The sequence below is a fragment of the Arthrobacter celericrescens genome (genome assembly GCF_003614925.1).
In the GTDB taxonomy this organism is placed as follows: Bacteria; Actinomycetota; Actinomycetes; order Actinomycetales; family Micrococcaceae; genus Arthrobacter; species Arthrobacter celericrescens.
The window spans coordinates 15,675-29,106 of the sequence record NZ_QYLP01000035.1; the positions used below are offsets into that span (position 1 = coordinate 15,675).

Here is a 13,432-nt window from a genome sequence, read left to right on the forward strand (position 1 = left end):
GTGATGGCAACGACGCGGTCACTCCTTGAACGCATGGACGGCATGCCGGTAGGCAAACCGCACATCCAATTGGCGTTCATCGGAGGCCTTGGTCTGCTCTTCGACGGCATGGACGGCTCGCTCGTCTCCTACATCATGCCGATCATCAAACCGCTCTGGCACCTGGACGGCGCCCAGGCCGGACTCATCGGCAGCTCCCTGCTGATCGGTATCTTCATCGGTGCGATCGGCGCAGGCGCCCTTGGTGACCGGATCGGCCGCCGCAAGGTGATGATGTATGCCCTGGCCCTCTACGCCACCGCAACCGTCGTTGCCGCGTTCTCCCAGAACTGGGAGTTCTTCTTCATCATGCGGGTGATCGCAGGCATCGGCATCGGCGCCGAGGCCGCCATCATTCCCACCTTCATCGCCGAATTCATCCCGAAGAAGCGGCGCGGTTTCTTCGTCGGCGCGGTGGCCGGGTTCTTCGCGCTCGGCTACGTCAGCGCAGCGCTGATCGGCACCACCGTCGTCGCCGGTTCTCCCGAGGGATGGCGGATCGGCCAGCTCATCACTGCGGTCCCGATCGTGATGCTCCTCTGGTGGCGGCGGGTCCTTCCCGAGTCCCCGCGCTGGCTCCTCACCCGGGGTCGCGACGCCGAAGCCGAACAGATCGTCCAAGGCCTCGAAGAAGGACGCCTCGTCCGCACCAGCGGCTCCGGTGTGGTCGCCGTCAAGGCAGAGACGCCGAAGGCACCACCGCTGTTCCAGCAGGCGGACCTGTGGCGGCACGGCAACGCCCGCCGCACGGCGGTCATCTGGCTCCTCTGGGTCTCGGTCACCTTCTCCTTCTACGGATTCTTCGTCTGGATTCCCTCGCTCCTCGTCGCCAAGGGAATGACAATCACGGGCAGCTTCACCTACTCCCTGATCATCACCATCGCGCAGATTCCGGGCTACTACAGCGCGGCGTTCCTGAATGAACGGCTCAGCCGCCGCGTGACCATCGCAATCTACCTGACCGGCGGCGCGGTCTCGGCGTTCCTGCTGTCCCAGGCGCCGGCCGAGGGCGCGGTCCTGGCTTTCGGATCCCTGCTCTCCTTCTTCATGAACGGCTGCTACGCCGGCCTCTACGCCTACACTCCCGAGGTCTACGGAACCAGGCTCCGCGCCACCGGCATGGGCAGCGCTTCGGCCTTCGGCCGGATCGGCGGCATCACCGCACCGATCCTCATCGGCGCGGCCTACCCGGTGCTGGGTTTCGGCGGCGTGTTCACGATGGTCATGGCGGTCCTGGGCGGCGCGGCTCTGGTGGTCCTCGTCTTCGGTGTCTCCACGAGCGGCCGCTCCCTTGAGGAAATCGACCAGCGCGCCTCCGGGAAGGCGGGAATGGCGACGGCGGCAGTAGCCGGCCCGCTCGACCCCGCCAGTCCGCTCGACCCCGCCAGCCCGGCGGCGCCGGCGGGGGAAAGGAAGCACCATGCCCGTTAGGACCGACCCGGGGCAGTCCCGCTCCCAGTCCGTCGTCCTTCGCAATGCACGGATCCTCGACGTCGAAAGCGGCGAGCTGGGGGCGCCACGGACCGTCGTGGCCCGCGACGGAAGGATCGCCGAAATTTCGGAGAGCAGCCGGACGGTCGCGGACGCCGTCGAGATCGACCTCGGTGGCCTGACGGTGCTGCCCGGCCTGATCGATGCGCATGCCCACGTCACCCAGGCGTCGGGCGACTTCAACGAAATCCTGTCCTGGACGCCGTCGTACCATGCGGCCCGCACCGCCCGGGTGATGCACCAGATGCTCCTGCGCGGTTTCACGCTGGTCCGCGACATGGGCGGGGCGGACACGGGGCTGTCCCGCGCGGTGGAGGAGCGGCTAGTCACTGGGCCGCGGCTCAAGGCCGGCGGACCGATCTTCGCCCCCACCGGCGGGCACGTCCTCACGAAGGTGTGCGACGGCGAGGTGGACCTCCGCCGGGCCCTGCGTGCGGAGTTCCGCGACGGCGCGGACCATGCCAAGCTCACCCTCTCGGGCGGGGTGGTCTCGAAGATGCGGCTCGAGGCGCTCGGCTTCTCGGACGCGGAGGTGGTTGCCGCCGTCGACGAGGCCCGGCTGGCGCACCGCTACATCGCCGCGCATGTCTACACGGCGGAGGCCGTTTCGCGGGCCCTGCGGCTTGGCGTGCGCACCATCGAGCACGGCAACCTCCTGGACGGTGAATGCATCGACCTGTTCCTGGAAAAGGGGGCCTTCTACGTGCCCACCCTGGCCACGTACTGGGCCATCCTGTCTGGAGCCAGCGGACATGGACTGGACCCGGTCAAGAAGGCTGCGGTGGAGGAGATCTTCGAACGGGGCATCGAGTCGTTGGCCAAGGCATCGGCGGCCGGTGTCCGGATCGGCTACGGGACGGACCTGCACGGTGCCGGGCTGGCCCATCAGCTCGAAGAATTCCGCCTCCGTGCCCGGGTGCAGACACCGTTGGAGGTGCTCCGTTCGGCAACGCTCGTTGGCGCGGACATCGTGGGGGAGGGCGGCAAGGCAGGGGTGGTGGCCGAAGGCGGCTACGCGGACCTGATCGCGGTGGAAGGGGATCCGCTCGCGGACATCGGTGTGCTGGCGGACGGGCGCTCGCTGAAGCTTATCCTCAGCGACGGCGATCCGGTGCCGATTCCCTGACAGCCCGGCTGCCCGGGGCCGGCCGCTGCGCGAAGCGGCGGCCGGCCCGGGCCATGACCAGGGCGGTCAGCAAGGCCGCGGCGACATGGCTGACCAGCATCAACTCCTGGAAGTCGTGCGGGNCGACATGGCTGACCAGCATCAACTCCTGGAAGTCGTGCGGGGCCGCCGGGGCGACCGCGTCCGGAAACGACGGCTGGAGCATCACGTGGGAATGCGGCGACGGCTGCTGGTCCGCAGCGACGCCGGCGAAGAGCAGAAACGCCACGTGGAGTCCCTGCTGCGCCAGTCCGCAGAGAAGGAGCAGCACCCACACGGGCAGCCGCAGCCGGGACAACAAAGAAGCGAACATGCTCAGCAGCGCAGCCAAGGCAAGGAGCGCCGGCGGCCAGGGCAGTGCCCCGCCGGAAGCCAGATGGGCCAGCAGCCCCATCCCGGTGGCAACGGGGCCCAGCAGCCACGGCAGGTAGCGGACTGCCTGCATATCCCTTGATTCCATGACCACTCCATGGTGCACGGGTAGGACAGGTAAAGGGAACAAGTATCGCGCAGGTAATGACAGCTGGCAGGGCACCGAAAAACGAGTACAAACTACTCGGGCGTATGTTCCCACGCGTCCCTATTGTTTCTAGCAGCACGCAGGAAGCGTGTAGGCATCACGGGATGCCATCTGTCACGAGCTGGGCGGTGGAGATGGTGCACAGTTGGGGCGCGTCATGTGCCAACGATCCGAGTGCGCGGATTTCATCAGTTGAAATGGCCGGCCAGAACGCAGAGGTCTTGGGGACTACAGGGACTCCGGGATCGGAATTTCCATAACTCATTGAGGAGTGAAGAATGAAGCGAATACTGGCCGCGGCTGCTGTTGCGGGCATGGTTTTCCTCGGCGGGGCCATGCCCGCCAGCGCTGCCCCTCCCGACGGACAACTCTGTCCGGAATGGGACTCGGGCCGGATTGACGTGACCGGCGACCACACGTCGATCACGTTGACGGCGCCGGCCGGCATGGTCATCACCGCGACCTGCGTCAAGGCGGGTTCCGCGAACCAGGGCCTCGGCGCTGAGATCACCTACTACGATCCCGGAGTCACGAGCGTGACCGTCTGGCACACCTCCGGCAAGGATCTGTCGCACTACTCAGTCATGTACGGTCCCGGCGGTCCCTCCAGCTAGGCGGACACGACTGAGGGAAAGAGGAAGCTTCCGCGGGCATGCCCGTGGAAGCTTCCTGCTTTTAACCCGGATGGGTTAAAAGGGCCTGATTCGGGGCCGGAACTGCCGCCCGGGAAACGATAATGTTTTCTTGGACACACTATTCGTTGAAGCCGTGTACTATGCCCTAAACTCCTTCACTGAGGTGCCGGAATGGCACTGTGCAGCAACGAAAGCGAACCACACTAATGGCTACCGATTACGACGCCCCACGCAAGACTGAAGAAGAGTCTCCCGCCGAATCGCTCGAGGCCCTTCAGGCGTCGCGCGGCTCCGGTGCCCAGACTGCTGTCATCGATGTTGACGAGAACGACACAGCTGAGGGCATCGACCTTCCGGGCGCCGATCTTTCCGGCGAAGAACTGACCGTTGTGGTTGTCCCGGAACAGTCCGATGAATTCACGTGTTCGTCCTGCTTCCTGGTCCGTCACCGCTCGCAGATCGCCTTGGAGAAGAACGGCCTCAAGTACTGCCACGACTGCGAAGGCTAAGCTCCCGCATGCACTTAACAGGCCCCGCCTGCCGAATTGCCGGCCAGGCGGGGTTTCTTTTTGCCGGGGTTCCTTTCCTGGAACGGATCCATTAGCAGCGGGGTCTTGTATTACCCAGGGCAGGCTCCTACCCTCGGTACACGATCGTTCGAGGTTTCACAGTGGGGGTGACCGCCATGTGGCAGAACATCGTGCCCATGACCGTCCTCCAGCGCGCCCTGCGGGTTCTCCTCGGTTCCCTTTTCTTAGCTGTCGCCTGGGTCTTCGCCAGCGCCGCCTCAAGCTTCGCCTCGGACCTTTCTTCCTTGGTCTCCGACACGACCCGGATAGTTCAGGACCAAGGGCCTGTGTCCGTGGATTCCACAGACTCTCTCGCGGGAGCGGTCCTCGAGCAGACCGTCGAGCCCCGGACCGTCGAGCCCCAGACCGTCGAGCCCCGGACCGTCGAGCCCCGGACCGTCGCCGACGTCGCGGCGACGGTGACCGGCGTGGCCGGCCAATCCGTAGCCCGTGCGTCATCCGTGGCGGACAGTTCGCTGGCAGCACTCGAAACCACCACCCGGAATCTGGCCTCCAGCGCGACATCGGTGACCCCAACAGCAGTGCAGCCTCTCGCCGAGCCGGTTGCCGCCGTCGTACGTTCTGTCGTCCATGACACGGCCACGGCTGTGAAACCGGTCCTCACGAAGGCGGCGTCCTTGCCGGCCCGCGTTGTCAGCGGTGTTGTGCCGGGCGTGGTGACGGTGCCGGCTTTGCCCGCGGTTCCAGCCAAGCCCGCAGCGGAATCGGCCGCCGGGGCTTCGGGAAACGTTGGCCCGGCGTCGCGTCCTGCGTTCGGCGCGGAGCAAGGCCCGGGCTTGGAGTCCTCCGAATCCCGCTCCTTGGGCACACGGCTCGTCGGGATCCCTGCGCCTTTTACTTCCGGGCAGCCGTCCGGAATGGCAGCGCCGGATCCTTCGAGCCGCCCGGACGGCCCTTCCCTGCCGTCGTCACCGCCCGCGGGAGCGGCGGGCAGCGCAAACTCCGGAGGAACGCCCACCGCCCAGGCCGCCGCGACCTTCGATACTTTCGCCGTGCCGTTTAACGCGGCCAGCGAGCTCAGGACCGGCTCAAGCGGACCTGACCCCCAAGCCCTCAATCGCCACCCTGGTTTTTCTCCTGACTGAATGATCACCCGCGGTCCGCTGTGACCGCATCAGCCATGTCTGCCTGAACAAGGCGGACGATCATTCAAGCTCATTTCAGGAGAAGAACGACATGCAAAACTTCATGCGCAGGGGCCTTTATGGTGCCCTGCTTGCAGGCGGAGTCATGCTCGTCGGGGCCGCCGCGGCATCCGCTGCGGACACGTCCGACAGCCAAGGGGGAAATCTGCAAATAACCCTTGGCACAGCGGCTCCGGAACAGCAGTCCGACGGCGTTGTGAGCGTCCAGCTCGGAACCCTCGGGACGGGAACGTCATCGTCGTCGACGAGCCAGCCAACAAATGCGGTGGTCTCGCTCGATGGCCTGGCAGCGCCTACCGGCACGCCGGCTATCACCACATCCGGGACGCAGACCCGGCCCGCTGACGCGGCGGTGTCGCTTGGTTCGCAGGACGCCGGGACGGCGGGTCCGGCGGCGGGTGGCACCGCAGCGGCGGCTCCAACAGCCGGGACGGCAACAGTCTCGCTCGGTAGCGTGGCGGCGCCCACCGCTGGCACGCCGCGGGTACCCGCGATTGGCACGGGGACGCTTGGCGCCGTCGGTGGCACGGGGACAAGCGTCCTCGGCAATTCCGGCGGATCCGCAACCGGAGTTCTGGCCGGAACCGGAGCCGGCGTCCTTTCGAACACAGGCGTCCTTGGCAATACAGGACTCCTTGGCACCGCCAACTCCGGCGGAAAACAGAACGGTGGAAGCAATGTTCAAAATGGCGCTGACAACACGAACAGAGCCGTTCCCACGGTGGTTCGGTTCCTCAACGGCCTGCTGGGGGGTCTCAGCACAGGGCGTAGTGATGGTGGGAGCGCTGGCGGCACCGGCGGAGACCCGGGATCCGGCAGCGGATCTGCTCCGGGGATTGATGTTGTAGCCGACGGCGGCACGAAGGGTTCGGGCGCCGCGAACGGCACCGGGGCCGCCACCCTTGCGGTGGTCCCTGGCGCAGGCGTGGCAACGCCCCTCGGCCTGTGCACAGCGCTCGCTGCTTCGATTGCCCGGCCCCTCGGCGCCGACCTCTGGGTGGTGCTGATGGGCCTGCTTGTCGGGTTCGTGGTGCTGAGCGCACTGGCAAAGCGCGTGAAGCCGTTCGCGGGCGTCGCCAAGGCAGCCCGGTAATCCACCTCCAGTAGCCGGTCCGGGAGGTGGCCCCGTTGCTGGGGGACGGGGCCCCCTCACCGGCGACGGCGAGACATGGACGGCCAACTTAAGGAGAAAGGAGAGCCGCCCCGAAAACCGGCGGGCCGGCGTCGTTATCCCGCATAACGAACGGGGTCTCGAAAGCCCCGCAGCAGCCCGGAAAACGGCCAAATAAAGCCTCCGGGATGACACTCCGTGACCCGTCCGCGGGCCGTTTAACAGTTGTGCGCCGAAGCGGATACGAGCCGTCTTTACGGGCCAAAACGCTCCTAACCTTGAGGTATCAATCACTCAAGGGAGGTGGCCCACAATGAAAAAGGTTTACACCTGGCTCGCAGCACTGGCCATGGCTGCCGGTCTTGGTCTCATCGCTCCGGGGCCCGCTTCGGCGGCCTCATACTGCGGCATCACCTGGGGGTCGTTGGCAAAGACCAACGCCGCGATGTCCGGTGCACAAGTAACAAATGTCAGAACAGGTCAGCAGCCCTGCTTCGACCGCCTGGTAATCGACCTCAACGGCAAAGTCGCCGGCTACACGGTCAGGTATGTTTCCCAGGTGGTCCAGGACGGCTCGGGGTTTCCCGTTCCACTTCGGGGCGGCGCCTTCATCCAGGTCACGGTGAACGCTCCTGCGTACAACACCAGCGGCCAGGCCACGTACAACCCTGCCAACAAGAAGGAACTGAGCAACGTCTCCGGGTACCAGACCTTCCGGCAGGTGGCATGGGCGGGCAGCTTCGAAGGCTATACCTCGCTGGGCCTGGGCGTCCGGGCACGGCTCCCGTTCCGGGTCTTCACCCTGGCAGGGCCGGGAACCGGTTCACGGCTGGTGGTGGACGTGGCGCACTTCTGGTGAGCCGCCAAGCCCCTGAAAAGGTGACGCTGGACGAATGACACAGTGAAGCCCTGGCCCGGATATCCGGACCAGGGCTTCTCTGCGAGCAAGCGCTCAGGCTGCGCCGCTCTTTCCGACGCTGTGCTGTTCAGACGCGCGGCTCAGACGTCGAAAGTCACTCTGGAACCACCAGCGCGGGGGTGTCCTTGCGGATGGTTTCGCCCTTGAAGAAGCCGGGGCGAAGACGGGCCTGGATGAGCATGCAGACCACGCCCAGGGCCAGGATGCCGACGCCGAGGATGAACACCAGGCCCACGCCGCCGACTTCCGAACCGCTGCCGAACTCCGGCGCCCAGCTGTCCATGGCAGTCTGGAAGAACACCACGAACAGGCCGATGCCGCCGAGCACCGGGCAGAGTCCGCGGAGCACGAAGTTGCGTGCGCTGCTGAAGATGCTGTTGCGGAAGTACCAGGCGCAGGCGATCGCGGTGAGTCCGTAGTAGAAGCAGATCATCAGGCCCAGGGCCAGGATGGTGTCGTTGAGGACGTTCTCGCTGATGACGTGCATGATCGCGTAGAAGCCCGCAGAGAGGACGCCAGCGGCGATAGTGGCGAATCCCGGCGTCGAGAACTTTCCGCTCATGTGGGCGAACGGCTTGGGCAGGGCGCCGTAGTGCGCCATGGCCAGCAGGCTGCGGGACGGGGCGGTCATGGTGGACTGCAGGGAGGCCGCGGAGCTCGACAGCACGGCCAGCGACATCAGGATGGCCAGCGGGCCCATGACGGGGGAGGCCAGCGCGGTGAAGATGTTTGCGTGGTTCTCTTCGTTGTTCAGGCCCACGCCGGAGTCGCCGACGCCGGCGAACATCATGGTGGCGATGGTCACCACGAGGTAGATGCCCAGGACGGCGAGTGCGGTCAGGGTGCCGGCGAGGCCGGCGGTCTTCTTGCCGTTGGCGGTTTCCTCGTTGACGGTGAGGCAGACGTCCCAGCCCCAGTAGACGAAGATCGACAGGGAGATGCCGGCCGCGATCTGGCCGAAGCTTTCAACCTTGCTGACATCGAACCAATCCCAGCTGAAGGCGATGGCGGTTTCCGAGGCGGACCAGTTGGCGAAGGCCATCACGGCGAAGAGGCCGAGGGCGAGGACCTGGAAGCCCACCAGGCCGTACTGGACGATCTTGGTGGTGTGCAGGCCGCGGTAGCTGACCCACACGGACAGTCCCACGAACACCAGGCAGGTGATGACGTTGAGCAGCTTGTCCGAAGCGAGGTCGGCGATGCCCGGATTGCCCAGCAGTTGCGAGAGGAACAGGTAGAAGAAGTCCACTGCCACGCCGGCCAGGTTGGACAGCACGATGATGTTGGCGGCCAGCAGGCCCCAGCCGCCCATCCAGCCCACCCATGGTCCGAAGGCCTTGGTGACCCAGGTGAAGGTGGTGCCGCTGTCCGGCGAGTCGGCGTTGAGTTCGCGGTACGCGAGGGAGACGAGGATCATCGGGATGAAACCGATGAGGAAGATGGCGGGAAGTTGCAGGCCTACGGTTGCCACGGTGGGGCCGAGGGCGCCGGTCAGGGTGTAGGCGGGGGCGATGGTGGAGATGCCGAGGACGACGACGGCGAGCAGGCCGAGCTGCCCCGTCTTCAGTCCTTTGCCGCTGATTTTGTGCTCGGAGCCGGCGGCGCTGCCGCCCCGGTTGATTGTCTGGCTCATATGGGCCCTTTCTAGCTGGCCGGGCGTCGTCGGGGAGGACGTTGGGTTGCCGCGCAGCCATTGAGATAGGAATCACTAAATGAATAGCGTTCATTTAGTATGGACGCAGAGGAGTCCCAATGCAAGCTGGATCACTTTTTTGCTTGTTTGTTTGGCCTGTGCAGGATTGCCGAACGGCCTCCGGGGCGGGGTTCCGCCGCGGAGGCTGCGCCTAGTTTTCGACCGGGAAGGCCACGCCTTCGCCCACCACACGCAGGCACAGTTCCGTGCCCGGCTTCGTGATGGATGCGTTCCAGTGCCGGATGGTGATGACTTCCCCGCCACCGGGGAAGCGGTGGTCGGAGGCGGCGGTGGACTTCGGAGCCAGGCGGATCCGGACGGTGGTTTCCGGGCCGAAGTAGTCGGTGTCCACCACCACGCCGCGGATCGGGCCGTCCGGGGCGATCCGGATCTGTTCGGGCCGGAGCATCAGCTGCACGGCGCCCTGCGCCGGCGGGCGGCGCACCGGGATGCCGCCCAGTGAACAGGTCGCCAGCGAGCCTTCCATCCAGGCGTCCAGGATGACCGCATCCCCGAGGAATTCCGCGGTGGCGCGGTCTGCCGGCCGGGTGTAGACCACGAAGGGGTTGCCGATTTGGGCCAGCTTTCCGCCGCGCATGATCGCTACCTGGTCGGCGAAGGACAGCGCTTCGGCTTGGTCGTGGGTGACCAGGATGGTGGTGACTCCGGCCTCGTTCAGGACGTTGGCCACGGCCCGGCGGGTGGCTACCCGGAGGCCGGCATCCAGTGCCGAGAACGGCTCGTCGAGGAGCATCAGCTCGGGCTTGCGTGCCAGCGCCCGGGCGAGGGCGATGCGCTGCTGCTGCCCGCCGGACAGCTGGTGCGGGCGCCGCTTCGCCATGGCGGCGTCGAGGGAAACCATCTCGAGCAGCTCGGCGACCCGGGCGCGCACGGCCCGGCGGCCGCCGTCGAGCGCTGAGTGGTCAAGGCCGAAGGCGATGTTCTGCCCCACCGTCAGGTGCGGGAACAGCGCGCCGTCCTGCGCCACATAGCCCACGTGCCGCTTGTGGGCCGGCTGCCAGGCGCCGTTGCCGGCCACCTGCCGGCCGTTGAGGCCGATCGAGCCGGTATCCGGGTGCTCGAAGCCCGCGATCAGGCGCAGGAGGGTGGTCTTGCCCGATCCGGAGGGCCCGACGATCGCGGTGGTGCCGCCCTTCGCGACCGAGAGGTTGACTCCCTTCAGCACCGACTGGGTGCCGAAGTTCTTGGTGACATCCGTGATGTCCAGGTGCGGGTCCGTGGTCGAAGCGATGGCCGGGGCGATGCGCGGAGCGGGAAGGCGGGAAGGGGATTGTTCGGTCACTGTCCGGCCACTTTCTTGGACTGTTGGAAAAGCAGGTAGGTCATGGGTGCCGAGAGCAGGATCATCAGCAGCGCGTAGGGGGCGGCGCCGGAGTAGTCGATCTCGCTGCTCTTGCTCCAGAATTCGGTGGCCAGCGTGCTGGTGCCGTTGGGGGACAGGAGCAGGGTTGCGGTCAGTTCGTTCACGATCGCGAGGAACACCAGCGCGGCGCCGCCGGCAGCGGCCGGCGCGCTCAGGCGCAGGGTGACCTTCAGGAACGCCACCCATGGGGACTTGCCGAGCGAACGGGCTGCCTCGTCGAGTTCCTTGGGCGCCTGGGCCAGGCCGGAGCGCAGGTTCACCAGGGAGCGCGGCAGGAACAGCAGCACGTAGGCGGCGATGAGCAGCCCCGAGGTCTGGTAGACGCCGGGCAGCAGCCGGATGCTGATGGTCACGAAGGCCAGGCCCACCACGATTCCGGGCAGCGAACTGGTGACGTAGTTGGAGAGCTCAAGGGTCTTGCTGAACCAGCCGGGGTTCCTGACCGCGAGGTACGCCAGGGGGAACGCCACCACTGTGGTCACGAGGGCGCCGGCGAGCCCGTAGCCGAGGGTCTGGAGCAGGGCGGGGATGAACTCGGCTGCATCCCAGATGGCGCTTCCGCCCAGCAGGACCCAGCGCAGCACCAGCCAGCACGGCAGGCCGAAGGCGAGCACGGTAAGGGCCAGCAGGGCCAGCTGCGAGGGCAGCTGGAAGGCACCGAGCGGCAGGCGGGTGGCCTTGGCCTGGGCGCCGGAACCGATGCGGGCGTAGCGGGCGGTGCCGCGGCTGCGGACCTCCACCACCAGCAGGCCCAGGCAGAAAAGCACCAGGACGCTCGCCAACATGTTCCCCGCGGTGCCATTGAAGGTCGACTGGAACTGGGTCATGATCGCCGTGGTGAAGGTGTCGAAGCGGATCATCGCGAACGCACCGTATTCCGCCAGCAGGTGGAGGGCCACCAGCAGGGCACCGCCGGTCATGGCGATTCGCAGTTGCGGCAGCACCACACGGAAGAACACGGCCCAGGGTCCGAGGCCCAGCGAGGCTGCGGACTGCTCGATCGCGGGGTCAAGCCGCCCCAGCATCGCAGCGGCCGGAATGTAGACCAGCGGGAAGTAGGACAGCGTGGCGATCAGCACGCCGGACCAGATGCCTTCCAGCGAGGGCACCGCGGAGATCCACGCGTAGCTGTTGACGAACGCCGGAATCGCGAGCGGCGCGGCCAGGGCGACGGCCCACACCCGGTGGCCGCGCAGCGCGGTCCGCTCCACCAGCCAGGCCCCGCCGACACCCAGCACCACGCACAGGGGAACCGTGAAGAGGATCAGCAGGATGGTGTTCCCCAGCAGCTCACCCACCCTCGGCCGGAAGATCAGTCCGGCGGCCGTGTCCCAGCCGGTGGCCGCCGTCATGTAGGCGACGTAGCCCAGCGGCAGGAGCGAGAACAGTGCGATCAGGACCGCGGTGACGGAAAGGGCTGGAACGCCGAAAGGCGGGCGAGGACGCTTGCCCTTGCCCGCCGTCGTCGTGCTCCCCTGGGAAGCGGAAGCCGATGGAACGGTGCTCACGGAATTAGAGGAGTCCCGCCTCGGTCATCATGTCGGTGACCTTCTTGGAGTTCAGCTTGGCCGGATCGACGGTGGGTGCCTGGAGGTCCTTGATCGGAACCAGCTTCTCGTTGGCATCCACCTTGGAAGCGATGGAGTACTCGAAGGACGTGCCGTCCCGGAGGATCTCCTGGCCCTTCTTGCCGGTGATGAACTTCAGGAAGGCCTGGGCCTTTTCGGCGTTCTTGGAGGACTTCAGCACACCGCCGCCGGAGACCGACAGGAACGCGCCCGGGTCCTGGTTCTTGAAGTAGTACGGCGTGACGTTGTTGGAGTTCTCACCCGTGCCGGCCTGGTCGCCGTAGTAGTAATAGTGGTAGATCAGGGCGGAATCGATCTCGCCGGTGTTGACCGCCTTCATCGCGGTGCGGTTGCCCTTGTACTCCTTGGCGTTTTCCTTCATGCCCTTGAGCCATTCCTTGGTGACGGTCTCACCCTTGAGCTCGAGCAGGGCCGAGACGATCGCCTGGAAGTCGGCGCCGGAGGTGGACGCGGACCACTTGCCCTTCCACTCCGGCTTGGCCAGGTCGAGCATCGACTTGGGCAGCTTGTCCTCGCTGATCTTGTTCTTGTCGTAGACGAACAGGGTGGAGCGTGCCGCGATGCCGGTCCACTTGCCCGTGGAAGGGCGGAACCCGGCGGGGACCTGGGCCAGGGTGGCCTTGTCGACGTCGGCGAACAGGCCGGCGTTCTCGACCTGCGCCATGGCGGGGGAGTTTTCCGTGAGGAAGACGTCCGCGGGCGACGCGGCGCCTTCCTGGATGATCTGGTTGGACATCTCCGTGTCCGAGCCCTGGCGCAGGGTGACCGTGATGCCGGTCTCCTTGGTGAACTCCTCGATCCAGTCCTTGGTCATGCTCTCGTGCTGGGCGTTGTAGACCGTGATGTCGGTGGGACCGGCCGGGCTGCTGCTCTCTGCAGACGGGGTGGAGCCGCCGCAGGCGGCCAGGCTGAGGGCAGCGGCGGCGGCAAGGGCAATGCCGGCCAGCGCGTTCTTGCGGATCATGGATGCTACTTTCTGCGAACAGGAGCCGGGGGCTGAAGAGCCAAGGAGGCCACCGGAGATTAGGGTAGCCAAACCTTTGAACCCATCAAGCATGCCCCAAGTTCGCCGGAATCGCACATATTACGCAAAGCCAATGTGACGTAAATAGCTCGCGGGGTGGTTTGCCGGCCCAACTAACTCGCAGTTG

Annotated in this window: 11 protein-coding genes; 7 read left to right on the plus strand and 4 right to left on the minus strand. The window is 66.2% G+C overall.

The features are described from left to right. Positions 1 to 3: 3 nt before the first annotated feature. From D3654_RS09000 to D3654_RS09030, 7 genes are all read left to right on the plus strand, one after another. The gene (locus D3654_RS09000) at positions 4 to 1,470 is read left to right on the plus strand and encodes an MFS transporter (protein ID WP_120521164.1); all 1,467 of its coding nucleotides are present in this window, start codon (positions 4 to 6) and stop codon (positions 1,468 to 1,470) included. Continuing rightward, positions 1,460 to 2,656, plus strand: coding sequence for a metal-dependent hydrolase family protein (locus D3654_RS09005; RefSeq protein WP_120521165.1), 1,197 nt, complete (start codon positions 1,460 to 1,462; stop codon positions 2,654 to 2,656). The genes D3654_RS09000 and D3654_RS09005 overlap by 11 nt, the downstream gene beginning before the upstream one ends. 837 nt (positions 2,657 to 3,493) lie before the next feature. Beyond that, entirely contained in the window at positions 3,494 to 3,829 is a 336-nt protein-coding gene (locus D3654_RS09015; RefSeq protein ID WP_162943688.1) for a hypothetical protein, read from the plus strand. 227 nt (positions 3,830 to 4,056) lie between these two features. Then, positions 4,057 to 4,359 carry a DUF4193 domain-containing protein gene (locus tag D3654_RS09020; RefSeq protein ID WP_120521168.1) on the plus strand — a complete coding sequence of 101 codons (303 nt, stop codon included), beginning with the start codon at positions 4,057 to 4,059 and terminating at the stop codon, positions 4,357 to 4,359. Positions 4,360 to 4,526: 167 nt separating this feature from the next. Then, on the plus strand, positions 4,527 to 5,525 hold the full coding sequence (locus tag D3654_RS20450; protein ID WP_162943689.1) for a hypothetical protein: 999 nt from the start codon (positions 4,527 to 4,529) through the stop codon (positions 5,523 to 5,525). A 985-nt stretch (positions 5,526 to 6,510) separates the two neighbouring features. Continuing rightward, positions 6,511 to 6,678 (plus strand): hypothetical protein, encoded by a 168-nt coding sequence (locus tag D3654_RS20455; RefSeq protein WP_162943690.1) that lies wholly within the window; start codon positions 6,511 to 6,513, stop codon positions 6,676 to 6,678. 331 nt (positions 6,679 to 7,009) lie between these two features. Beyond that, positions 7,010 to 7,555 (plus strand): AMIN-like domain-containing (lipo)protein, encoded by a 546-nt coding sequence (locus D3654_RS09030; RefSeq protein ID WP_120521169.1) that lies wholly within the window; start codon positions 7,010 to 7,012, stop codon positions 7,553 to 7,555. A 154-nt stretch (positions 7,556 to 7,709) separates the two neighbouring features. Here the strand turns inward: D3654_RS09030 and D3654_RS09035 are convergent, their stop codons facing one another. From D3654_RS09035 to D3654_RS09050, 4 genes are all read right to left on the minus strand, one after another. Further along, the gene (locus D3654_RS09035) at positions 7,710 to 9,248 is read right to left on the minus strand and encodes an APC family permease (RefSeq protein ID WP_120521170.1); all 1,539 of its coding nucleotides are present in this window, start codon (positions 9,246 to 9,248) and stop codon (positions 7,710 to 7,712) included. 211 nt (positions 9,249 to 9,459) lie between these two features. Further along, positions 9,460 to 10,611: an ABC transporter ATP-binding protein gene (locus tag D3654_RS09040; RefSeq protein ID WP_205571767.1), complete on the minus strand. Its 1,152-nt coding sequence runs from the start codon at positions 10,609 to 10,611 to the stop codon at positions 9,460 to 9,462. Then, positions 10,608 to 12,200: an ABC transporter permease gene (locus D3654_RS09045; protein ID WP_120521171.1), complete on the minus strand. Its 1,593-nt coding sequence runs from the start codon at positions 12,198 to 12,200 to the stop codon at positions 10,608 to 10,610. The genes D3654_RS09040 and D3654_RS09045 overlap by 4 nt, the downstream gene beginning before the upstream one ends. A 4-nt stretch (positions 12,201 to 12,204) precedes the next feature. Further along, a complete protein-coding gene (locus D3654_RS09050; protein ID WP_120521172.1) occupies positions 12,205 to 13,245 on the minus strand; it encodes an iron ABC transporter substrate-binding protein in 1,041 nt (346 codons plus the stop codon). Positions 13,246 to 13,432: the final 187 nt, after the last annotated feature.